Source organism: Nocardia sp. NPDC052254 (assembly GCF_040679495.1).
Lineage (GTDB): Bacteria > Actinomycetota > Actinomycetes > Mycobacteriales > Mycobacteriaceae > Nocardia.
Genome location: NZ_JBFAUW010000013.1, coordinates 44,861 through 67,226, shown reverse-complemented (window position 1 = coordinate 67,226; position 22,366 = coordinate 44,861). Strand labels below are relative to the sequence as shown.

Sequence of the window (22,366 nt, the reverse complement as noted above, 5' to 3'; positions counted from 1 at the left end):
CCGATACCCGGTCGCCACGCTGTCCGGCCGGTCATGCGCATCCCGAATCGCCGGATATGCCCGCCGAAATGGCCGGTCCGGCGCGCCTGCGTGGAAGCGCACGGCGCACGGCGGTTGAATGGGAGCAGACATTCACCCGGCCGACTGGCGGAGAGTGACTGAATTCACCGACTTTGTGCAGGGCTTCACAAGCAGTTACGGTGGTGACAAGCGAACCGCCTGCTTCTGGCGGCGGACGCACCCGCACCCCGTGTACCAACACTTATTCGATACCGATGTCCGACCCCGGTGTCGGTGGTGGACAAGCGAAGCCCGGACCCTACCCCCGGCCGGACGAGGAGCCGAACGACGTGACAGAGCAGCATGAGACGCCCGGTGGCGTCTCCGGCAGAGCTCTGAACAGCGTTTCCGGCAAATCCATCAATAAGGACATCCCGCAGGCTACGGTGACCCGCCTGGCCACCTATCTCCGGGTGCTCGCCGTCCTGGCCGACGAGGGTGTGCTCATCGTATCGAGTGAAGAACTGGCTGTCGCGGCGGGTGTCGGTTCTGCGAAGCTCCGCAAGGATCTGTCCTTCCTCGGTCCCAACGGCGTGCGCGGAGTCGGTTACGACGTTGCCAAACTGCGCCGTCGCATCGAGGACGTGCTCGGGCTGGCCGACGGTCATCGGGTGATCCTGGTCGGGGCCGGAAATCTGGGCCGGGCGCTGGCCGGATACGGCGGATTCTCCCGGCGGGGATTCACCACGGTCGGCATCTTCGACAACGACCCCGCGGTGATCGGCTCCCCGGTGAGCGGTCTGCGCGTGCGCGGCACCGCGGAGCTGCGGACCGCGGTCGCCGAACTCGCGCCCACCATCGCCGTGATCACCGTTCCCGACGCCGCGGCGCAGAGCGTGTGCGACGAGCTCGTCGCCGCCGGTGTGCAGTGTGTGCTGAGCTTCTCGCCGGTGGCTCTGGATGTGCCGGCCTCGGTCGAGGTGCGCCGCGTCGATCTGGCCGTCGAACTGCAGATGCTGTCGTTCGAACGCGCCCGCAGCGCCGAACTCGAGACCGCCGAGGACCCCACCGAGCGCGTCGCCGCGGGGGAGACCGTGCACGCGGTGTCCACCCCGATCGGCCGCCGGGTGGCACGCGCGGCCAACCCCCGCAAGACAACCTCGCATACGGCAACGGAGCCAACCAGCAAGGGATCGGTGGTCGCACCATGAGTGTGCTTCTCGTGGGAATTTCGCATCGCAGCGCACCCGTTGCGGTGCTGGAGAAGGTCGCGGTGACCGAGGAGGACCGGCCCAAGCTCACCGACCGCATGCTTGCCTCCCAGCACATCTCCGAGGCGATGATCGTCTCCACCTGCAATCGTGTCGAGGTCTACGCCGTGGTCGACGCCTTCCATGGCGGGCTGGCCGAGGTCGGTGACCTGCTGGCCAAGCATGCCGAGCTGTCGCTGCCGGAACTGACCAAACACGCCTACGTCCGCTACTCCGAGGCGGCCGCGGAACATCTGTTCGCGGTGGCCAGCGGCCTCGATTCGATGGTCGTCGGCGAGCAGCAGGTCCTCAGCCAGATCCGCTCCGCCTATGCCGCCGCCGATGCGCAGCAGGCCGCCGGGCGCACCCTGCACGAACTGGCGCAGCACGCGCTGCGGGTCGGTAAGCGGGTGCATTCGGAGACCGGGATCGACCGCGCGGGCGCCTCGGTGGTGTCGGTGGCACTGGACCGCGCCACCGTCGTCCTCGGTGATCTGACCGGCCGCACCGCGGTCGTGGTCGGTGCCGGTGCGATGGGCGGACTGTCGGCGGCTCATCTCGCGCGGGCCGGGATCGGCCGGATGGTGGTGGTCAACCGGACGCTCGAGCGTGCGCGGCGGCTGGCCCACACCGCCTCCACCATGCACGGCGCATCGGCCACGGCGATGGAGCTGTCGAACCTGGTCGAGGCGATGGCCGACGCCGATATCGTCATCACCAGCACGGGGGCGGTCGGATCCGTGGTCACCCTCGCCGATGCGCACCGGGCGCTGAACGTCTCGAAGCCCGGCCATCAGATGGTGATCTGCGATCTGGGCCTGCCGCGCGATGTGGATCCGGCGGTGGCGGGCCTGCCCGATATCACCGTCATCGACATGGAGACCCTGCAGCACGATCCCGCTGCCGGGGCGGCCGCCGACGACACCAGTGCCGCCCGGGCCCTGGTCGCCGAGGAGCTTGCCAAATATCTGTCCGGTCAGCGGATGGCCGAGGTGACCCCGACCGTCGCGGCATTGCGCCAGCGCGCGGCCGAGGTGGTCGAGGCCGAACTGATGCGGCTGGAATCCAAACTGCCCGATCTGGGTGATCCGCAGCGTGAGGAGGTCGCCCGCACGGTTCGCCGGGTGGTCGACAAATTGCTGCACGCGCCCACGGTGCGGGTCAAACAATTGGCCGCGGTGCCCGGAGGCGGTAGTTACGCCGAGGCGCTGCGCGAATTGTTCGAACTGAAACCCGGTGCGGCCCAAGCGGTGGCAGCGCCGATGGAAATCGCCACGCTCGGCGGCGAACTGGCCGACGACTTCACCACGAGTCATCTCGGAGACGAACAGGGGCATCCGCAGTGAGCGCAGACATGGCTGTCGCCGGCGCAGATTTGCAGGAGCACGTTATGACGCGACGCGGAACGCCGGAGGAACCCTGGCGGATCGGTACGCGCGGCAGTGTGCTGGCACTCACCCAGGCCGGCACGATCCGCGACGCGCTGATCGCCGATGGGCAACACGCCGAACTGGTCATCGTGAAGACCGCGGGCGACCAGTCCTCCGACCCGGTCGAGAAGATCGGCGTCGGCGTGTTCACCGCGGCACTGCGCGAGGAACTGGCGGCCGGGACCGTCGACATCGCGGTGCATTCCTACAAGGACCTGCCCACCGCGCCGGACCCGCGCTTCACCATCGCCGCGATACCGGTACGCGAGGATTCGCGCGACGCCCTGGTGGCGCGCGACGGGATGGTGCTGGGCGAACTGCCCGCCGGCTCCCGGGTGGGCACCTCCGCGCCCCGGCGTGCCGCACAATTGCGAGCCCTCGGGCTCGGACTCGAGATTCTGCCGCTGCGCGGAAATATCGACACCAGACTTCGTAAGGTCGCCGACGGCGAACTCGATGCCATCGTGATCGCGCGGGCCGGGCTGTCCCGCACCGATCGCCTCGGCTCGATCACCGAAACCCTGGAACCGGTGCAGATGTTGCCGGCCCCGGCCCAGGGCGCGCTCGCGGTCGAATGCCGCAGCGAGGAAGGCGATCTCGTCACGATCCTGTCCACCCTGGACGATCCGGCCACCAGGGCCGCGGTCGTCGCCGAACGTGCGTTGCTGGCCGAACTCGAGGCCGGTTGCACGGCACCGATCGGTGCGCTGGCCGAGGTCGTCGAATCTCTGGACGACGACGGCCATGTGGTGGAGGAATTGTCGCTGCGCGGATGTGCGGCGGCAATCGACGGCTCGGATGTCATCCGAGCCTCTGCGGTCGGTGCGCTCGCGGATGCGGAGCGACTGGGCCGTGAGCTGGCTCGCGAGCTCCTGGAGCTGGGTGCGCGCGACCTGCTGGCCGGTGCTCCGGCCGTGTCCGACTTCACCAATTCCAGCCCGATGGAGAATCAGCCATGAGCGAGCGCAGCCGAGCCACCAAGAAGCATCCCGGTCGGATTCTGTTCGTCGGGTCGGGTCCGGGCGACCCGGCGCTGCTCACCGTCCGCGCCCGCGAGGTGCTGGGGCGAGCAGAGCTGGCGTTCACCGATCCGGACGTCGACAAGGGCGTACTGGCGATGATCGGTACCGCCGTCGAACCCGGCCCGGACGGCGAGTCCACCGTGGACGTGCGTCCGGCGCTGGGTGAGCCCGCCGAGGTCGCCAAGACCCTGGTCCACGAGGCACGCGCCGGTCATGATGTCGTGCGCCTGGTGTCCGGCGACCCGATGACCACCGACGCGGTGATCGCCGAGGTCAATGCGGTCACCCGCTCGCACATGGCGTTCGAGGTGCTGCCCGGTCTGCCGTCGGCGACCACGGTGCCCGCCTACGCCGGAATCGCGCTGGGCTCCTCGCACACCGAGGTCGACGTGCGCGGCGAGGTCGACTGGGCCTCGGTCGCGGCCGCGCCCGGGCCGCTGGTCCTGCACGCCACCTCCGGTCACCTGGCCGAGACCGCGAGCGCGCTCGTCGAGAACGGGCTCGCGCCACAGACTCCCGTCGCGGTGACGGTCCGGGGCACCACTCGTCAGCAGCGCACCATCGAGGCCACGCTGGCCACCCTGAACTCCGCCGCCTCCGAACTGGTCGGCCCGCTCGTGGTCACGGTCGGCAAGGAGGTCGAGAAGCGCACCAAGATGTCGTGGTGGGAGTCGCGGGCGCTCTACGGCTGGACCGTGCTCGTGCCGCGCACCAAGGAACAGGCCGGTGAGATGAGCGAGAAGCTCGTCATGCACGGTGCCATCCCGATGGAGGTGCCGACCATCGCCGTCGAGCCGCCGCGCAGCCCCGCCCAGATGGAGCGCGCGGTGAAGGGCCTGGTCGACGGCCGCTACCAGTGGGTGGTGTTCACCTCCACCAACGCGGTGCGGGCGGTCTGGGAGAAGTTCGGCGAATTCGGTTTGGACGCACGGGCTTTCTCCGGCGTGAAGATCGCCTGTGTCGGAGAGGCCACCGCGGAGAAGGTGCGTTCGTTCGGAATCAACCCCGAGCTGGTGCCCAGCGGTGAACAGTCCTCCGAGGGCCTGCTCGCCGACTTCCCGCCCTACGACGATGTTTTCGATCCGGTCAACCGGGTGCTGCTGCCACGTGCGGACATCGCCACCGAAACCCTCGCCGAGGGTCTGCGCGACCGTGGCTGGGAGATCGACGATGTGACCGCGTACCGCACGGTGCGTGCCTCGCCGCCGCCGGCCGAGACCCGCGAGATGATCAAGACCGGTGGTTTCGACGCCGTCCTGTTCACCTCGTCGTCGACGGTCCGGAATCTGGTGGGTATCGCCGGAAAGCCGCACGCGCGCACCATCGTTGCCTGCATCGGCCCGAAAACCGCCGAAACGGCAATCGAATTCGGCCTGCGTGTCGATGTACAGCCCGAGACGGCTCAGGTCGGACCGCTGGTCGATGCCCTGGCCGAACACGCCGCGCACCTGCGCGCCGAGGGCCTGCTGCCCCCGCCGCGCAAGAAGAGCCGCCGCAGCCGCTAGTGATTCACCATTCGACGACGCCCGCGTCGTCGAAGAAACCGCCACGTGGACCGTCGTCCGGCAGGGTGGCGAGCCGGATCGCGATCGCGGCGCCCTGCTCGGGTGTGCGCGGTGCCGCGAAACCGGTGAAATCGGTTGCGACATAGCCGGGACAGCAGGCGTTCACGATGATGTTCGTGTCGGCGAGTCGGCGGGCGTACTGCACCGTGACGCTGTTGAGCATCGATTTCGACGGGGCGTAGGCGGCCATGATGGGGCCGGTGTGCAGCGACAGCGAGCCCATGTTGCTCGACATGTTGACGATGCGTGGTGCCGGTGCACGGCGCAGCAGCGGGAGCATCGCGTTGGTCACCCGGACGACCCCGAACACGTTGGTGTCCACAACGGTACGGACGACATCCAGATCGAGTGTCGTCGGATCCTGTGCGCCACCGTCGATCCGGCCACCGATACCCGCGTTGTTGACGAGCGTGTCGAGCCGACCGACCGTTCGCTCGATCGTCGCCGCGGCGGCCGCGACGCTCTCGTCGGAGGTGACGTCGAGGGCGACTCCGAACGCATCGGCCCCCGCGGTGCGTAATTGTTCGACGGCTCGCTCGCGGCGGGCATCGTCGCGGGCGCCCACCGCCACCGTGTAGCCGATCGAGGCGAGGCCCCGCGCGATGGCGAAACCGATTCCCTTGTTCGCGCCGGTGACCAGCGCGATCTTCATATCGTTCACACCTTCCATGCTCGGCGTGGAGTATCCGGAGGTGCCAATACCGGATGGGTTCGCTGTGATACTCACCGGGTATCAGGGCGGTAGGCTACTCGTGTGCACGATCTCGAGACCCGCGAGCTCCGGTACTTCCTCGCCGTCGCCGAGGAGTTGCACTTCGGGCGGGCCGCCGGCCGGCTCGGGATCGCGCAGCCGCCGCTGTCGCGGGCGATCAACCGGTTGGAGCGGCGGCTCGGCGTCCGGTTGTTCGACCGGGATCGGCGCGGCGTGGCACTCACCGCCGCGGGCCGAGTCCTGGTCCGGGAGGCGGGGACGGCTCTGGACGCCGTCGCGGCCGCCGCCCGCCGAACGCGCCGCGCGGGCGATCCGTCGCGGCCGCTGGTACTGGTGACGAAGGCCGGGGCCTCCCACGAAGTGCTGCGGCGACTGCTCGACACCTTCGCCGGTGAACCCGATGCGGTTCCGGTCGAGGTGCTGCTGTGCGAGGTCGGTGAGCAGGCGGGACTGCTGCGTGACGGGCGCGCCGACGTGGCGCTCATGCATCGGCCGTTCGATGACCTCGCCGGATTCGATACCGAAAACCTCTGTGCCGAAGGACAAGTCGCGATTCTTCCCGCGGCGCATCCACTCGCGGCACGCGACCGGCTGACGCTGGCGGATGTCGCCGATGTTCCGGATCTGCCGATCGCTCGATGGCCTCGACTCGACGGGACCTATCCGGACGGGCCCGGACCGGAAGTGCGTACCCAGTCGAAACTCGCTCAGCTGGTGGCGCTCGGTAGAACCCTGCTCGTGATTCCCGCATCCAGCCGCGCCTGGCAGTGGCCCGAACATGTCGCGGTGCCCGTGGTCGACGCACCGGAGGTGACCACCGTGCTCGCCTGGCCGCCGAGCGGCCGCTCCCGATCGGTCGCGGCGTTCGTGCGTTCGGCGGGTGCGCTCGCCGGCGACGCGGGGCCGCCGGCGAGCGCGCGCCGGGCGCCGGTCTCAGACCCGGCGCACGCGCATGAGGTCGCGGACCAGTCGGCAGGTCTTGTCCGAGGGCGGGCGGATGCCCACGGTGTCGGCGGTGCGGCGGATGGTGGTGTTGTCGGCCAGATTGGCCCGGTAGACGCCGGAATCGAGTAGCGCGATGGCCAGTCGCATGGCCTTGAGCCGACGGTTGTGCATGACGTACCAGGACCGAGGGCGGCCCGCGGGTAGTTTCTGCTTCATCAGCGGGACATAGGGATCGATGATCGTCGGTGCGGTGGGCATGAGAATCCTCCCCTCGGATGGAGATTCATCGGATCGTCGAATGAGCGAATCGAAGGTGGGACGGATATGGGCAGTCCGCCCCACCGCCGATCGGTCGGTCGCGCGCCGTGGGCAGTAGCGCGCTACCGGGGTACATACGACTGAGGATGAATCCCCTCGAACACATCTTCGATTCTACCGGAGGGCACCGACAAAAACTGGTCCCCGCAACGGGTTTCGGCGCCGTGCCCGAGCGCTCGGGATGTGCCGGTGTGACCCACGCCAACCGGGCCGGGAGGTGCCTGGGAGGCGGGTGCCGGTGCGGCGTATCGTGCGTTTATGACCGGAATGGACCGCCCGCGGCGGTTGCGTCGTACCCCCGCGATGCGTCGCCTCGTTGCCGAAACCACTGTGCAGCCAAGACATTTGGTGCTGCCCATGTTCGTCGCCGATGGGCTGGACGAACCCCGTGAGATCAGCTCGATGCCGGGTGTGTATCAGCACTCGATGGATTCGCTGCGCAAGGCCGCCGTGGCGGCGACCGCCGCGGGCGTCGGGGGTCTCATGCTGTTCGGTGTGCCGCGACCGGAGGACAAGGACGCGGCGGGAACCCAGGCGAGTGCGCCCGAGGGCATCCTGAACCGCGGGCTGCGCGCGCTGGCCGAGGAGGTGGGCGGCGACACGGTCGTCATGGCCGACACCTGTCTCGACGAATTCACCGACCACGGGCACTGTGGTGTCCTGGATTCCGACGGGGCGGTCGACAACGACGCGACGGTACGACGCTATGTCGAGATGGCGCTGGCGCAATCGGCGGCCGGTGCCGATCTGCTGGGAACCAGCGGCATGATGGACGGCCAGGTCGGCGCGATTCGCGAGGGTCTGGACGCGGCCGGTGACACCGACACCGGCATCCTGGCCTATGCCGCCAAGTACGCCTCCGCCTTCTACGGTCCGTTCCGCGAGGCCGTCGGCTCGTCTCTGCAGGGCGATCGCCGGACCTATCAGCAGGACCCGGCCAATCGGCGCGAATCCCTGCGCGAGCTCGAGCTGGATCTGGCCGAGGGTGCCGACATCGTGATGGTCAAGCCGGCCATGTCATATCTGGACATTCTCCGGGACGTCGCCGATCGTTCCCCGGTTCCGGTCGCGGCCTATCAGATCTCCGGTGAGTACTCGATGATCACCGCTGCCGCCGAGCGTGGCTGGATCGATCGCCGCGGCGCGATCCTGGAATCGCTGGTCGGCATCCGCCGGGCGGGCGCCGACATCGTGCTGACCTACTGGGCCACCGAGGCCGCGCACTGGCTGTCGTGAATCCGACGATCCTGCCGGCCGAGTCCGGTATCCGAACCAGACCGGAAGATGTCCGCACCGCCTGCCAGCTGTGGTGGGCGGTGATCGGACTCGCCATCGTCCGCCTGGCCCTGGGCGCTGTCGACGGCTTCGGTAATCGGCACGACACCGCCAAGAATTTCTACGATCAGCTGAAAACCGAGCAGGGCGAATTCAGTCTGTCGCAGATGGAGTTCGCGGTCTCGATCATCGAGGTGCTGGTCGTGACCTACGGGTTGGCGGTAGCGACCGGTGCGGTGGCCGTCGTGCACCAGCTCGGACTCGGGCGCCTGTGGGCACGCGCGATTGCCGAAGTGGGGGCCGTGGTGCTCGTTCTGGGCGCGATCGGATCGCTGTTCGGTCTCGGTACGGCGACGGGCGCCCCGGCGATGCTCGTCGGGGCCGCGGTGATCCTCCAGGCGGTCCTGGCCTGCGGTGCGGTATTCCTCTGCCGCAGAAGCGAATCCGCTGCCTACTTCCGGTCGAACGGGCACTGAGGCGCGAGGGCGAGTTTGTTACCCGCGGGTCAGGATGTATCGTGAGGGTTGTCACAGACAGCTCGGGAACTGAAAGTCGTTGGTCGTGCGTTGTTCTTCGGATGAGGTTTTTCGATCGGTGTTCGCATCGATCGGCGACTGCGGCGAGAGCTCTGCGCGGATGGCTTCGGTGGATCGGAGACATCGATGCGCGTGGTGATTCAACAGCGGCAGAGCATTCGACGCGACGTTCTGGTGATGGGGCTGTTGCTGCTCCTGGGTTTGCTCACCCTCGCGGTCCTGTTGCTCCCGGGGAAGGTCGGCTGACTTCGCCGCCACCCGCTCGGCTGTCCGCTCGGATCAGCACGCGCGTCGCATTCGGAGGTTTCGCGTGAACGACGCCCACCCCACCACCGAGGTCCGACCGGATTCGGTGTTGTTCAGTGAGCCCGGCGCACGCTGGCGTTCGGTTGCCTACGGGCCGCTGCTCTGCCTGATCGTGCTGATTCTGGAATTGATTCTGGGACGGGGCCCCGTGCATTGGTTCGGTCTCGCGTTCTGCGCGGCACTGCTCGCCGGGTTCGTCGTCCTGCAGGTGGTGGCGGGTAAGCGGCACGTCAGTGTCGAGCTCACCGAGACCGCCCTGCGTGAGGGCACCGAGACCCTGCCGCTGGAGTCCATCGCGCGGGTCTTCCCCGAACACGACGAGGAATCCTGGGACGAGGACCCCTGGCAGTCGGCCCGGGCGCTGGGTGAGCTCACCGGCGTGCCGCGGCGGCGCACCGGTATCGGCCTGAAGCTGCGCGACGGTGCCATGGTCCAGGCCTGGGCCAGGAATCATCGGGAATTGCGCGCTCAGCTGGAAGCCGTGGTCGACGACCGGTCCAAGGTCGCGGCCCCGGCATCGGAGCAGACCCCGGCCGCCGAGGCGCCCGCGCGACCGGATGACATCGCTTCGGACACCCCCGGGACCCCGCGGACGCGGATCGAGCCCGACTCGCCGGAGACCGATGACGCACGATCCGGTGCTCGCACCGGCGAGACTGTGCGCAACGCGGTCGACCCCGTGGACGGCGCCGCGACCGCACCGGCAGAGGGCAAGGAGGATGTGGCGTGATGATGCGCCGACTGCTGATCCTGCTCGACTTGGTGCTCGTGGTGGCGTGCGCGGTGGCGGCGGTGCCGATCTGGCAGCACGGAGTGCGTACCACCTGGTTCGCCGCGATCGGCGATCAGCCCGCCTTCGAATCCACCCGGTATGTCGGTACCTGGCTGGGACTGGCCGCGCTGCTGGTCGCGGCGGCCGGGATCGCCGCGATCGATCTGGTCGTGCGCTTCGCGGTCCGGCCGGGATGATCGCGCGTCAGTGCCACTGCTGGTAGACGTCGAGAATGCGGGTGCCGTGCGATCCGGGGGCGTCCAGGAACACCGCGACGTTGCCGTCCGGATGGCTCGCGGCCTCCTGGATCACCTGGCGCAGTGAGGCGTGCACGTTGCCGTTCTCGTCGTGATAGAGCTGGGTATCGGGTTTGAGGCCCGCGCCGATGCGGTTCTGCGGAATCACCATGGTCACCAGCGCCGGCAGCGGCCCGTCGGCGAGAGCGTCGGTTTCGTCGTGGTTCAGGACCACACCGGCGCGACCCTGATCGGGCTGGATGACGGGCGCGGCGGCACTCGCCCCGGCCGCCGCGGCGACGCTTCCGGCGAGGGTGGTCAACAGGGCTACCCCGAATATCGCTGAACGCATGAACCCTCCCGGCTGTGAGCGTGATGGTGGTTCGAGGTTACGCATGACCGATCGGACCGGTCCGGTTATGTGCTGGAAGAGGTGCGGCGTGTTGCGGTGTGCGGCTGTGGGGTGGCTCACCCCACTACACCCTGTCGTCGACCGGTTCGGCACGTGCTGCGACACTGGATGCCGTGAGTTTTTCTCCGCGCGCTACCCAGGTGAACGTGCCGGTCTCCGCCCAACTTTTCGAACGCGCCGCCGCGACCATTCCCGGCGGGGTGAACTCGCCCGTGCGGGCCTTCAATTCGGTCGGCGGGACGCCCAGATTCATCGCCTCCGCCCGGGGTTGCACTCTGACCGATGCCGATGGCAACGACTACATCGACCTGGTGTGCTCATGGGGCCCGATGATTCTCGGGCACGCGCATCCCGCCGTGGTCGACGCGGTGCGGCGAGCGGCCACCGGTGGGCTGTCGTTCGGTGCGCCCACCGAGGCCGAGATCGAACTGGCCGAGGCGATCGCCGCCCGGGTCGAGCCCGTGCAACGCGTGCGGCTGGTGAATTCCGGTACCGAGGCCACCATGAGCGCGGTGCGGCTGGCCCGTGGATTCACCGGGCGCGGCAAGATCATCAAATTCTCCGGTTGTTATCACGGCCATGTCGATGCGCTGCTCGCCGACGCGGGCTCCGGTATCGCGACACTGGGACTGCCGACCTCGCCGGGAGTCACCGGTGCGCAGGCGGCCGACACCATCGTGCTGCCGTACAACGATCTGGACGCGGTGGCCGCGGTCTTCGCCGAATTCCCGGAGCAGATCGCGTGTGTGATCACCGAGGCGGCCGCCGGGAACATGGGTGTGGTCCCGCCGCTGCCGGGCTTCAACGCGGGGCTGCGGCGGCTGACCGCCGATCACGGCGCCCTGCTCATCCTGGACGAGGTGATGACCGGATTCCGTGTGAGCGCGGCCGGTTGGTACGGGCACGAGCCGGTCGAGGCCGACCTGTTCACCTTCGGCAAGGTGATGAGCGGCGGGCTGCCGGCCGCGGCATTCGGTGGCCGCGCCGAGGTGATGAACCACCTCGCACCGCTGGGTCCCGTGTATCAGGCGGGCACGCTGTCGGGTAATCCGGTGGCGGTGGCGGCCGGACTGGCCACCCTGCGTGCCGCCGATGCGGATGTCTACGCCGCACTCGACCGCAATGCCGAGCGACTCGGCGATCTGTTCACATCCGCCCTGACCACGGCGGGTGTCGCACACACCGTCCAATTCGCGGGCAATATGGTGGGCGTGTTCTTCGCCGAGGACCCGGTCACGGATTACGCTGCCGCCAAGGCGAGCGCCACCTGGCGCTTTCCCGCTTTCTTCCACGCCTTGCTGGAGCGTGGAGTTTACGGACCGCCTAGCCCGTTCGAAGCCTGGTTCGTCTCCGCGGCACTCGACGACGACGCATTCGACCGAATCGCCGCCGCACTGCCCGCCGCCGCGTCGGCAGCAGCGGCCGCCACACCCGAAGGATCCCGCGCGTGAGCGACTCAGATCAGCTCGAATCCGTCACTGCGACAACCGAACCCGAGCCCGCGGTTACCGAGACGGCAGGATCGTCGCAGGAGTCCGGGGCGGCGAAGGCGGCCGAGCAGGCACCGGAATCGGGGTCGGATTCCGGTGCCATCCCTGTGCTTCCGGGCGATGTGGCCTCCGATACCGAGACCATCGTGCACGTGATGCGGCACGGTGAGGTGCACAACCCGAAGGGCATCCTCTACGGGCGCCTACCCGGCTTCAGTCTGTCGGTGACCGGCCGGTCGCAGGCGGCGAGCGTGGCACAGACCCTCGCCGATCACGACATCTCGCTGGTGGTGGCCTCTCCGCTGCAGCGTGCCCAGGAGACCGCCGCACCGATCGCGTCCCGGCACGGTCTGATCGTGCGCACCGACGACAACCTGATCGAGGCCGGTAACACCTTCGAGGGCCTGCGGGTCTCGGTCGGCGACGGGGCGCTGCGCAAACCGCGGCACTGGTGGAAGCTGCGCGATCCGTTCACCCCGTCCTGGGGCGAACCGTATCTGCAGATCGCGCACCGGATGCTGGCCGCGGTCAACAAGGCGCGGGTGGAGGCCGCCGGGCACGAGGCCGTCGTGGTCTCGCATCAGCTGCCGGTGTGGACGCTGCGGCGGTTCCTCGAGGGTAAGCGGCTGTGGCACGATCCGCGCCAGCGCCAGTGCTCGCTCGCTTCGCTGACTTCCCTTGTGTATCAAGGCGATACGCTCATCGACATCGTCTATTCCGAGCCGTCCGGCGGCTCGGATCCCCGGGTGACGGGAGCGTGAGCGGGGCCCTGCGACGGCTGGTGCCGATGCTCGTGGCCTGCGTGGCGGTCGTCGCCGCGCTGGCCGGCTGCTCGACCGGTAATGATGCGGTGGCCCAGGGCGGCACCTTCGATTTCGTCTCGCCCGGCGGTAAGACCGACATCCTGTACGACCCACCGGCCGCACGCGGCACGATCGGCAAGTTGTCGGGCCCGAATCTCATGACCGGCAAGACCGTCTCCGTCGACGACTTCCCGGATCAGGTCGTCGTGGTCAATCTGTGGGGCCAGTGGTGTGGTCCCTGCCGGGCCGAGGTGCCCGCGCTGGAACAGGTCTACGAGCGGTCCAAGGACCAGGGCGTCGCCTTCCTGGGGATCAATGTGCGTGATCCGCAACAGGACAAGGCGCGCGACTTCGTCACCGACAACCACGTCGGGTACCCGTCGATCTACGACCCGTCGATGCGCACCCTGCTCGCACTCGGCGGCAAGTTCCCGACCAGTGTCATTCCGACCACGCTGGTGCTCGATCGGCAGCATCGGGTGGCCGCGGTCTTCCTGCGCTCACTGCTGGCCGAGGATCTGCAACCGGCCGTCGACCGGATCGCCGCGGAGGATCGGCAGTGACCGGATTCGCCGCTCCCGCCCTGGCTTCGGTGGGTGATTCCTTCCAGCAGACCGCGGCCACCGGGCCGTTGCTGCTGGCGCTGGGCGCCTGTGTGCTCGCCGGGCTGGTCTCGTTCGCCTCGCCCTGCGTGGTGCCGCTGGTACCCGGATATCTGTCGTATCTGGCCGGTCTGGTGGGTGCGGAGGCGCCGCCGGTGACCGTCGGCGAGGCCCAGGGGTCGAACGCGGCGGTGGCGTTGCGCACCGGGCGGATGCGGGTCGCGGGCGCGGCCGGACTGTTCGTGGCCGGATTCACCGTGGTGTTCGTCCTCGCCTCGGCGACCGTCTTCGGCGTCATCCAGACCTTGAACGTCAATCGTGAACTGCTGCAGCGCATCGGCGGTGTGGTGACGATCGTGATGGGCCTGGTGTTCGTCGGGCTGGTGCCGATCCTGCAGCGTGACACCAGAATGCATCCCCGCCGGCTCACCGGAATCATCGGTGCGCCGCTGCTGGGCGCGGTCTTCGCACTGGGCTGGACGCCGTGCCTGGGCCCGACGCTGTCGGGCGTGATGGCGGTGTCCGCCGGTACCGAGGGGGCGACCGCCGTGCGCGGTGTCGCGCTGATCGTGGCTTACTGCCTCGGGCTGGGGTTGCCGTTCGTGATCCTCGCCTTCGGCTCCGCCTCCGCACTGCGCGGGGTCGGGTGGCTGCGCCGCAATTCGCGAACCATCCAGGTCATCGGTGGCGTATTGCTCGTCGCCGTCGGAATCGCATTGGTCACCGGGATGTGGGACCAGTTCGTCGGATGGGTTCGCAATGTATTCGTCTCCCAGGTAACCCTGCCGATCTGAGCTGCCCGATGACTGCCACGATGACACCCCCGTCCACCGCCGCGAAGCCGCCGCGCCAATCGCTGCCCCGCCGCGCGCTCGCCCTGCTGCGCAACGCCTGGCGCGGGCTGACCAGTATGCGCACCGCGCTGATGCTGCTGTTCCTGCTGGCGCTGGCCGCGATTCCGGGTGCGCTGCTGCCGCAGCGCAGTCTCAATCCGCAGAAGGTCGACAAGTACATCGCCGACCGCGGCATGCTCGGCCCGTGGATGGACCGGCTGCAGCTGTTCGACGTGTTCTCCAGCTTCTGGTTCACCGCGATCTACGCGCTGCTGTTCGTATCGCTGGTGGGCTGCATCGTTCCGCGCGTCTTCGATCACTACAAGGCGCTGCGGACACCGCCGGTCATGGTGCCGCGCAATCTGTCCCGGCTGCCGCATCACGCGTCGACGGAGTCCGGCGAGACACCGGCCGCGGCGATCGAGCAGGCACGGCGGGGGCTGCGCGGCTGGCGGGTCGTGGTGCGCGAGGAATCCGAGGTTCGCAACGGTCGTCCGGGTGAGGTGACGCTGTCGGCCGAGAAGGGTTATCTGCGCGAACTCGGCAACCTGGTCTTCCATCTGGCCCTGGTGGGACTGCTGGTCGCGATCGCGGCGGGCAAGCTGTTCGGTTACGAGGGCAATGTCATCGTCGTCGCGGACGGCGGGCCCGGATTCTGCTCCACCTCGCCCGCGGCATTCGACTCGTTCAAGGCCGGCCGGGTCAACGACGGCACCGGGCTCACCCCGATCTGTGTGCGGGTCAAGGACTTCAAGGCCGACTATCTGCCCAACGGGCAGGCGGAGATGTTCACCGCGAACATCTCGTACCAGACCGGTGCGGATCTGGAATCCGATACCTGGCGCGACACCACCGTTCAGGTCAACCATCCGCTGCGCGTCGCGGGTGACCGCGTCTACCTGCAGGGGCACGGTTACGCGCCGACGTTCACCGTCACCTACCCGAACGGTCAGACGCGGACCGAGACCATCCAGTGGCGGCCGGACGACGGCTCCACCTTCCTGTCCAGCGGTGTGATGCGGTTCGATCCGCCCGGCGGGATGTACGGCAGCGAGGACGAGCGCCGCAAGAATCAGATCGCGATCGAGGGGCTGTTCGCGCCCACCGCGCTGATGCACGGCAGCCTGCTCACCTCGCGGTATCCGGGCATGGACGATCCGGCCGTGGCGATCGACATCTATCGCGGTGAGACGGGTCTGGACACCGGGCGCGCGCAGTCGCTGTTCTCGCTCGATCCGGAGATGATCAAACAGGGCCGCCTGGCCAAGCAGACACGGGTCAATCTGCGGCCCGGGGAGTCGGCGACGCTGTCCGACGGATCGAAGGTCACCTTCGACGGGGCGCAACAGTATGCGAATCTGCAGGTCTCGCATGATCCGGCGCAGACTTGGGTGCTGGTGTGCGCGTTGACGATGATGGCCGGTCTGCTGGTCTCGCTGGTGGTGAAGCGGCGCCGCATCTGGTTGCGCGCCTACCCGGACGGGCCGGGCGATGACGGCCCGGAGCAACGACGTACTGTAGTAGAAATGGGTGGACTGGCACGCACCGACCAAGCGGGTTGGGGCGGCGAGTTCGACCGCTTGCGGATGCGGCTGCTGGGCTCCGAACACCCCGGCGGGCCCACTGATCAGCGCCCGGTCGCCCGGACCGAGAGCACGGGAGAGTGAACATGCCGATCGACGAAACGCTCGCCGGTTACAGCAATCTCGCCTTCAAAACGGCATTTGTCGTCTATCTGCTCGTGCTCGCGATGCTGATCGTGCAATACGCCTCGGCCAAGAAGAAGGTGACCAGCGCGCAGGAAGGCGAGCGCGAACTGGTCGGCGTCGGTGCCGCCGGTGGTTCGGCCGGGGATCGCCCGCTCGCTCCGGGCAAGCTCGAACCCGCGGCCAAAACGCCGCTGGCCGAACGGCTCGGCAACATGGCCTTCGCGGTCGTCTTCGTGGCGATCGGCCTGCATCTGGCCTCGATCGTGTTGCGCGGCTTCGCGACCCATCGCTTCCCGCTCGGCAACATGTACGAGTTCATCACGATGGCGACGTGCGCGGCGATGGTCACCGGTCTGGTCTTCATCCACGAACGCCGTTACCGCTCGATGTGGGTGTTCCTGCTGGTCCCGGTCCTGATCCTGATGTTCCTGGCCGGCCAGGTGCTCTATGCCGACGCCGCGCCCGTGGTGCCGGCGCTGAAGTCGTACTGGCTGCCCATCCACGTCACCATCGTCAGCGTCGGCAGCGGCATCTTCATGCTCTCCGGCATCGCCAGCCTGCTGTTCCTGCTGCGCATGAACCAGCCCGAGGGCGCGGAGTCGAACAATCCGCTGGGCGCGCTCGCCCGCCGCCTCCCCGACGCCCGCACCCTCGACCGCCTGGCCTACCGCACCACGGTCGTGGCCTTCCCGCTGTTCGGCACGGGCATCATCCTCGGCGCCATCTGGGCCGAATCCGCGTGGGGCCGATTCTGGGGCTGGGATCCGAAGGAGACGGTGTCGTTCATCGCCTGGGTGATCTACGCGGCCTACCTGCACGCCCGCGCGACCTCGGGCTGGCGTGAGACCAAGGCGGCGTGGATCAATGTCGCGGGGTTCGTCGCGATGCTGTTCAACCTGTTCATCATCAACATCGTGGTGAGCGGGTTGCACTCCTACGCGGGTCTGAACTGAACCCTGTCGCGTCCAAGTGATGTATCTCACTTCGCGTCAGGTCTGGGCGGTAAGACGTGTCTCTAGGGCATGACTGATTTCGCAAGCACCATCACCAAGGTCGTTGTTCTCGGCGGCGGTTACGCCGGGGCCGTGGCGGCCAATCGGCTGCGCGTACGCAGCGACATCGACATCACTCTCGTCAACCCCCGACCGGACTTCGTCGAACGGATGCGGCTACATCAGTTCGTGGCTGGTACCCACGAGGCCACCACCGACTACGACGCATTGCTCGGCGAGGGTGTACACCTGGTTGTCGACAGTGCCGTCCGCATCGATACCGCCGCCCGGACCGTCGAGCTGGCTTCGGGGCGCGCACTCGACTACGACTATGTGATCTACGCGATCGGTAGCACCGCAGCGGTGCCGGCATCTGTTCCGGGGGCCGCGGAATATGCCTATCCCATCGCGGAATTGGAACACGCGCAACGGCTGCGGGACGCCCTTGCCGAGATACCCGCGCAAGCGCCGGTCGTGGTCGTCGGCGGGGGGCTCACCGGCATCGAAACAGCCGCTGAACTCGTTGAGCGGGGACGCACGGTCACACTGGTGTGCGGCGAAACGTTGGCGCCCAGCTTCTCGACATCGACCCGGCGATCGGTGCGGAAGTGGCTCGTGAGGAATGGGGTCGATGTGCGCGAAAGTGCGCGGGTGAACGAGGTGCTACCGGACGCGGTCGTGCTGGCGGATGGCAGTGTATTGCCGGGTGCGATCACGATCTGGACGGCGGGATTCGGTGTGCCCGACCTCGCCGCGCGCAGTGGGTTGCGCACCGACGCACTGGGCAGGTTGCTCACCGACGAGACGTTGACCTCTGTCGACGACGATCGAATCGTCGCCGCCGGCGATGCCGTCGCACCGTCGGGCCGGCCGCTTCGAATGAGTTGTTACGCGGCTCAGCCGCTGGGAGCGCAGGCCGCCGACAATGTGATGGCCCGCATCGACGGCGCCGAACCCGCCGTACTCGATGTGGCGTTCGCGGCCTGCACCGTGGGATTGGGCAGCCGTTCCGGTGCGATGCAGTTCAGCCGCCGGAACGACATGCCGGTCAATTTCCACCTCGGCGGTCGTACTGCGGCACTGATCAAGGAGCGTGCAGGTCTCGCGGGCCCTATCGCGACCATCCGTAAGGAAGCGCGTAAGCCCGGCTCGATCCCGTCCTTCAAGGGTCTCGGCAGACGTAAGGACCTGCCGAAGGCCGGGGTGGCGACGGTGGCGCAACCGTGACCGGCGCCGATCAGCACACCGAGCGTTTCGTCCATCTGCGCCCCTTGCTGTTCACCATCGCCTACGAAATCCTCGGTTCGGCAACCGAGGCCGACGACGTGCTGCAGGACAGCTACCTGCGGTGGGCGCAGGTGGATCTGTCCATCGTCCGCGACACCAAGTCGTATCTGGCGCAGTTGGTCACCCGGCAAGCGCTGAACACATTGCGAGCCGGCGCCCGTTGTCGTGAAGAGTACGTCGGCCCCTGGTTGCCCGAGCCGCTGTTGCTGGCCGACGGTGACGCGTCCGCCGATGTCGTGCTCGCCGAATCGGTGTCGATGGGGATGCTGGTGGTGCTCGAAACGCTCACACCCCATGAGCGGGCGGTATTCGTCCTGCGTGAAGTCTTCGGCTTCGACTACGACGAAATCGCCTCGGCGGTAGGCAAATCCGTAACCGCCGTGTACCAGATGGCGCACCGTGCCCGCGACCACGTGCAGGCGCGCCGCAAGCGGTTCGGTCCGGTCGACACCGCCAGGACAGCCGAGGTCACCGAACGGTTCATGACCGCCGCGACCACCGGCGACCTGGAGGGCCTGCTGTCGTTGCTCGCGCCGGACATCACCTGGACCACCGACAGCGGCGGCAAGGTGACCGCACTGCCCGAGCTGATCATGGTCGGCGCCACACCGGTGGGCTCGATTCTCATGGGCGTCTTCCGGTACGCGCGGCGGCGACCGGAGGTCCGTATCGAGGCGGTGAACTGCAACGGCCAGTCCGCTCTGGCCTGCTATATCAGCGACAACCTGGAAGCTGTGCTCGTCTTCGACATCGCCGATGGCAAGATCGCCAACGGTTACGGCATTCGCAACCCCGACAAACTGGCCGCGCTCGAGATCCAGCGCACCATCAGCCGTGATGAAACAACACCCCGGCCGTAGTTGGCCCCTGCGTCGAGCCGTCGATCTCAAACACTGGTGGCCAGCATCGCGAACAGGACGACGGTCAGGAAGACCGGGTAGCCGATCGCGTGGGCGCGATCGGGGATTCGGGGTAATGCTCGCCGGATCAGGGCCATGGTCGGGAGTGAGCCGGCCAGCAGGGCGACTGCGGCGATCGGATCGACGTAGCCCAGCGGTCCGGAATCATGAGGTGCGGCAAGGGAATAGGTCAGGGTCGCGGCGATGGCCACCGGGAGGCCGAGTGGGTTGGCCAGGGCGGTGGATTCGGCCATGGACAACCCGCGGCGGCGTAGCAGCGGCACTGTGAGGACGCTGCCGCCCACGCCGAGAAATGCTGCGACGGCGCCGATTCCGGTGCCTGCCACGATCGACCGCGAGGTCCCGAGCGGCTCGGGTTCGGCCACGCGGTCATGAGAGCGGGAGATGAAGCCGCGCCGCAGGGCGATATCGGCGATCGCGATCACCAGATACGCCGCGAACAGCAGGTGCAGCGCCCGGTCGGACACGGCATTCGAGGCCAGTGCGCCGGCGACGGCGCCGAGGGTGATGAACCCGACCAGGGGGCGGAGATGGTCGCCGCGCAGCCGCCCGGAACGGGCCTGGGCGCAGGTCGCGATGGCGGCGTTGACGATCATGACCGCCGCCGAGGTCGCGACCGCGACGTGCATGGCCTCGGATCGGGAGACGGCGGTCGATACGGCATAGACGACGGGGACGGTCACGAACCCACCACCGAATCCGAAGACGAGTGTGGTCGCTCCCGTCAGGCATCCGAACACGACCAGGACCAGGACCATTGTGAGCACTCCGGCACCGTATGGCGCGGAGGGCGTGACGCACATTCGAAATTATGACAGATTTCATTGAGAATCCGACAAGCGCTGATTACCGTCGATCGGTGCGCAATACTCCGATCGACCAGGTCGATTCGACGCCACGAGCGGTGCTCGCGATCGGCACGGATTATCCCGAGCATCATCTGCTGGTCACGCACCGTCACCGTCGTGCCCAGGTGTTGTACGCGGCAAGTGGGGTCATGCGGGTCGAGACCACGCACGGGACGTGGACGGTGCCGACCCGGCGCGCGGTGCTGATTCCGTCGGAGGTCGATCACCGGGTCGAGATGGCGGGTGTGAGCACCCGCAGCCTGTACCTGGAACCCGGTGCGGTGCCGTGGTTTCCGGCGCAGTGCCGAGTCGTGGAGGTATCGCCGTTGCTGCGGGAACTCCTCCTCGCGGCAGTGGACATGCCAACGATGTACGACACCCGCGGCCGGGACGGTGTGCTGGCCGACCTGATCCTGCGCGAACTCCAGACACTGGCTCCGGCCCCGTTCGACCTGCTGCTACCCAGGCACGTCGAGCTGCGGCGACTGTGCCAGGAATTCCAGGGGCGGCCCACGATCGGATCGACCCCGCAGGACTGGGCGCGGCGATTGCGCTGCAGCACCCGAACGCTCAATCGCTGGTTCCGGTCCGAGACCGGCCTGACCTTCCAGCAGTGGCGGCAACGCGCGTGTGTACTGCACGCCGTACGTGCCCTGCTCTCGGGTGCCACGGTCACCGCGGTGGCCGGTGACCTCGGATACGACACACCGGCGGCGTTCACGGTGATGTTCCAGCGGGAGACGGGGGCGTCGCCGAGCGCCTTCCGGGCTCCCTGATCGACCGTGGGCCGCCTCCCGCCGTCGCGCACCGGGCGTCTCCGGTATCAGTACCGGATCGGCGCTCGCCGACGTGCTCCGGCGGTCCGGATCACTGGTCCGCGCTCCACGTTTCCGCCGTTTCGCCGGTGGCCAGGAAAATGGTGCGGCGGCCCACCTCGACGGCGTTGTCGGCGAAGCGTTCGTAGTAGCGGCCCAGGAGAGTGAGGTCCACGGCCGCGGTGATGCCGAAGGCCCACTCGGGGGCGAGGACCGTGCCGAGGAGTTCTTCGTGGAGATGGTCCATGATGTCGTCCTGGGCGTCCAGGTCGGCGGCGGCGGTGGGATCGCCCGATTCGAGGACCTCGGCGGCGCTCGCGGCGACGGCTGCCGCCGCGGCGCCCATCCGGGCGATCAGTGGGCGTACCGATTCCATGATCACCGGATCGGGATGTCGGCGGCGGGCGCTGGTGGCGATATGAGCGGCCAGCGCGCCCATACGCTGCAGGTTACCGATGAGCTGGATGGCGCTCACGACCTGCCGTAATTCGCTCGCCACGGGTGATTGCAGGGTCAGCAGGCGCATCGCTTCCTGTTCGGCCTGCTGCTGCATGGTTTCCACCCGGCCCGCGATGTCTATCGCGGCCTCGGCCTGCTCGATATCCGCGTCGACCACAGCGTTCGTCGCGGCCTCGACCGCAGTGCGGCCCTGCAAGCACATCGCGTGCAGCAGCTCCGCGAGCTGCCGCAGATTCTCGTGATACTGGGTGCGCATACCTTCCATACAAGCTGAAACTGTGCCGCACCGCTAACCGCGTGTCGCGGAATCGGGATCGGGTGCGTCGCCGGAGTGGTCGCTCGGTGGTGTTTTCCGTTCGTGTTCGACGGTGCCATCGGTCGGCGTCGGCCAGCAGATTGCCCACAGCAGTACCGAAAGTGGCAGTGCGGCAGCGATTGTCAGACCGATCACCGCGGCGGGGTCAGGGCGGATGGCCGAGTCGGGGCGAGGAGAGTGAGTACGGCTCGATCGGTGTCGTTCACGCGCGCCCTCCGATCGGCGTCCAGCGGGCGAAGGACAGTCGAGGACAGGCGATTTCGACACCGGCCAGATGCATGACGAGATTGAGCGTGAGCGCGTCGAGATGGTCCGGTGCGGGCAGGACGACCGCGTCGACATCGGCTGTCCGGATCTGGTCGATCAAGGGAACCGTCCGTGTCTGGACCGGCCAGGTGAGTGCGTACCCCAGATGTCTGGCCAGCCGTCTGACCTGCGCCGCATCCCAGACCGGTGCGGTACTGATCTCCGGATCGATCCATGCCATCGCCGTCGGATGTGCTCTCATCGTGA

The 22,366-nt window shown here is 68.0% G+C and carries 22 protein-coding genes and 1 pseudogene; 18 read left to right on the top strand and 5 right to left on the bottom strand.

Features of this window, described 5'->3' with window-relative positions; genetic code table 11:
• Nucleotides 1-350 precede the first annotated feature (350 nt).
• Genes AB0L57_RS26660 through AB0L57_RS26645 form a run of 4 tightly spaced genes read left to right on the top strand, consistent with a single transcriptional unit; the run spans nt 351 to nt 5,207 of the window.
• Complete coding sequence (locus AB0L57_RS26660) at nt 351-1,211, top strand: redox-sensing transcriptional repressor Rex (protein ID WP_364967516.1); 861 nt, start codon at nt 351-353, stop codon at nt 1,209-1,211.
• Nucleotides 1,208-2,596 (top strand): glutamyl-tRNA reductase, encoded by a 1,389-nt coding sequence (locus AB0L57_RS26655; RefSeq protein WP_364967514.1) that lies wholly within the window; start codon nt 1,208-1,210, stop codon nt 2,594-2,596. The genes AB0L57_RS26660 and AB0L57_RS26655 overlap by 4 nt, the downstream gene beginning before the upstream one ends.
• 44 nt (nt 2,597-2,640) lie before the next feature.
• Nucleotides 2,641-3,639 carry a hydroxymethylbilane synthase gene (hemC, locus tag AB0L57_RS26650; protein WP_364967511.1) on the top strand — a complete coding sequence of 333 codons (999 nt, stop codon included), beginning with the start codon at nt 2,641-2,643 and terminating at the stop codon, nt 3,637-3,639.
• Nucleotides 3,636-5,207: a bifunctional uroporphyrinogen-III C-methyltransferase/uroporphyrinogen-III synthase gene (locus tag AB0L57_RS26645; protein WP_364967509.1), complete on the top strand. Its 1,572-nt coding sequence runs from the start codon at nt 3,636-3,638 to the stop codon at nt 5,205-5,207. Before hemC ends, AB0L57_RS26645 begins: the two co-directional genes overlap by 4 nt.
• A gap of 4 nt (nt 5,208-5,211) precedes the next feature.
• On the opposite strand, the gene AB0L57_RS26640 is transcribed toward AB0L57_RS26645, so the two are convergent.
• The gene (locus AB0L57_RS26640) at nt 5,212-5,919 is read right to left on the bottom strand and encodes an SDR family oxidoreductase (RefSeq protein ID WP_364967699.1); all 708 of its coding nucleotides are present in this window, start codon (nt 5,917-5,919) and stop codon (nt 5,212-5,214) included.
• 102 nt (nt 5,920-6,021) lie between these two features.
• Between AB0L57_RS26640 and AB0L57_RS26635 the strand changes: the two genes are divergently transcribed.
• From AB0L57_RS26635 to AB0L57_RS26615, 5 genes and pseudogenes are all read left to right on the top strand, one after another.
• A complete protein-coding gene (locus tag AB0L57_RS26635) occupies nt 6,022-7,053 on the top strand; it encodes a LysR family transcriptional regulator (protein WP_364967506.1) in 1,032 nt (343 codons plus the stop codon).
• A 447-nt stretch (nt 7,054-7,500) separates the two neighbouring features.
• Nucleotides 7,501-8,478, top strand: coding sequence for a porphobilinogen synthase (gene hemB / locus AB0L57_RS26630; RefSeq protein WP_364967503.1), 978 nt, complete (start codon nt 7,501-7,503; stop codon nt 8,476-8,478).
• Nucleotides 8,475-8,993, top strand: a complete 519-nt coding sequence (locus AB0L57_RS26625; protein WP_364967501.1) for a hypothetical protein — start codon at nt 8,475-8,477, stop codon at nt 8,991-8,993. The genes hemB and AB0L57_RS26625 overlap by 4 nt, the downstream gene beginning before the upstream one ends.
• 370 nt (nt 8,994-9,363) lie before the next feature.
• Nucleotides 9,364-9,846 (top strand): annotated as a pseudogene (locus AB0L57_RS26620) (hypothetical protein); the annotation flags it as partial.
• Between the two features lie 242 nt (nt 9,847-10,088).
• Entirely contained in the window at nt 10,089-10,328 is a 240-nt protein-coding gene (locus tag AB0L57_RS26615) for a hypothetical protein (protein ID WP_364967499.1), read from the top strand.
• A gap of 7 nt (nt 10,329-10,335) precedes the next feature.
• Here the strand turns inward: AB0L57_RS26615 and AB0L57_RS26610 are convergent, their stop codons facing one another.
• On the bottom strand, nt 10,336-10,719 hold the full coding sequence (locus AB0L57_RS26610; protein ID WP_364967497.1) for a hypothetical protein: 384 nt from the start codon (nt 10,717-10,719) through the stop codon (nt 10,336-10,338).
• Between the two features lie 173 nt (nt 10,720-10,892).
• Between AB0L57_RS26610 and hemL the strand changes: the two genes are divergently transcribed.
• The 8 genes from hemL to sigJ all read left to right on the top strand — a co-directional run bounded on the left by hemL (nt 10,893) and on the right by sigJ (nt 19,355).
• Nucleotides 10,893-12,230, top strand: a complete 1,338-nt coding sequence (gene hemL, locus AB0L57_RS26605; RefSeq protein WP_364967494.1) for a glutamate-1-semialdehyde 2,1-aminomutase — start codon at nt 10,893-10,895, stop codon at nt 12,228-12,230.
• A 194-nt stretch (nt 12,231-12,424) separates the two neighbouring features.
• On the top strand, nt 12,425-13,030 hold the full coding sequence (locus tag AB0L57_RS26600; protein ID WP_364967696.1) for a histidine phosphatase family protein: 606 nt from the start codon (nt 12,425-12,427) through the stop codon (nt 13,028-13,030).
• A gap of 26 nt (nt 13,031-13,056) precedes the next feature.
• On the top strand, nt 13,057-13,635 hold the full coding sequence (locus AB0L57_RS26595; RefSeq protein ID WP_364967693.1) for a TlpA disulfide reductase family protein: 579 nt from the start codon (nt 13,057-13,059) through the stop codon (nt 13,633-13,635).
• Nucleotides 13,632-14,468: a cytochrome c biogenesis CcdA family protein gene (locus tag AB0L57_RS26590; RefSeq protein WP_364967491.1), complete on the top strand. Its 837-nt coding sequence runs from the start codon at nt 13,632-13,634 to the stop codon at nt 14,466-14,468. Before AB0L57_RS26595 ends, AB0L57_RS26590 begins: the two co-directional genes overlap by 4 nt.
• An 8-nt stretch (nt 14,469-14,476) precedes the next feature.
• Entirely contained in the window at nt 14,477-16,174 is a 1,698-nt protein-coding gene (locus tag AB0L57_RS26585; protein ID WP_364967488.1) for a cytochrome c biogenesis protein ResB, read from the top strand.
• A 2-nt stretch (nt 16,175-16,176) separates the two neighbouring features.
• On the top strand, nt 16,177-17,169 hold the full coding sequence (gene ccsB, locus AB0L57_RS26580) for a c-type cytochrome biogenesis protein CcsB (protein WP_364967486.1): 993 nt from the start codon (nt 16,177-16,179) through the stop codon (nt 17,167-17,169).
• A gap of 69 nt (nt 17,170-17,238) precedes the next feature.
• Nucleotides 17,239-18,435, top strand: a complete 1,197-nt coding sequence (locus AB0L57_RS26575; protein WP_364967483.1) for an FAD-dependent oxidoreductase — start codon at nt 17,239-17,241, stop codon at nt 18,433-18,435.
• Nucleotides 18,432-19,355, top strand: a complete 924-nt coding sequence (sigJ, locus tag AB0L57_RS26570; protein WP_364967480.1) for an RNA polymerase sigma factor SigJ — start codon at nt 18,432-18,434, stop codon at nt 19,353-19,355. Before AB0L57_RS26575 ends, sigJ begins: the two co-directional genes overlap by 4 nt.
• A gap of 26 nt (nt 19,356-19,381) precedes the next feature.
• Here the strand turns inward: sigJ and AB0L57_RS26565 are convergent, their stop codons facing one another.
• Entirely contained in the window at nt 19,382-20,173 is a 792-nt protein-coding gene (locus tag AB0L57_RS26565; protein WP_364967691.1) for a sulfite exporter TauE/SafE family protein, read from the bottom strand.
• A gap of 101 nt (nt 20,174-20,274) precedes the next feature.
• Here AB0L57_RS26565 and AB0L57_RS26560 point away from each other — a divergent pair, with 101 nt between their 5' ends.
• On the top strand, nt 20,275-21,039 hold the full coding sequence (locus AB0L57_RS26560) for a helix-turn-helix transcriptional regulator (RefSeq protein ID WP_364967477.1): 765 nt from the start codon (nt 20,275-20,277) through the stop codon (nt 21,037-21,039).
• Between the two features lie 91 nt (nt 21,040-21,130).
• Here the strand turns inward: AB0L57_RS26560 and phoU are convergent, their stop codons facing one another.
• Nucleotides 21,131-21,793: a phosphate signaling complex protein PhoU gene (gene phoU, locus AB0L57_RS26555; RefSeq protein ID WP_364967475.1), complete on the bottom strand. Its 663-nt coding sequence runs from the start codon at nt 21,791-21,793 to the stop codon at nt 21,131-21,133.
• A 262-nt stretch (nt 21,794-22,055) separates the two neighbouring features.
• On the bottom strand, nt 22,056-22,361 hold the full coding sequence (locus AB0L57_RS26550) for a hypothetical protein (protein WP_364967472.1): 306 nt from the start codon (nt 22,359-22,361) through the stop codon (nt 22,056-22,058).
• Between the last annotated feature and the right edge of the window lie 5 nt (nt 22,362-22,366).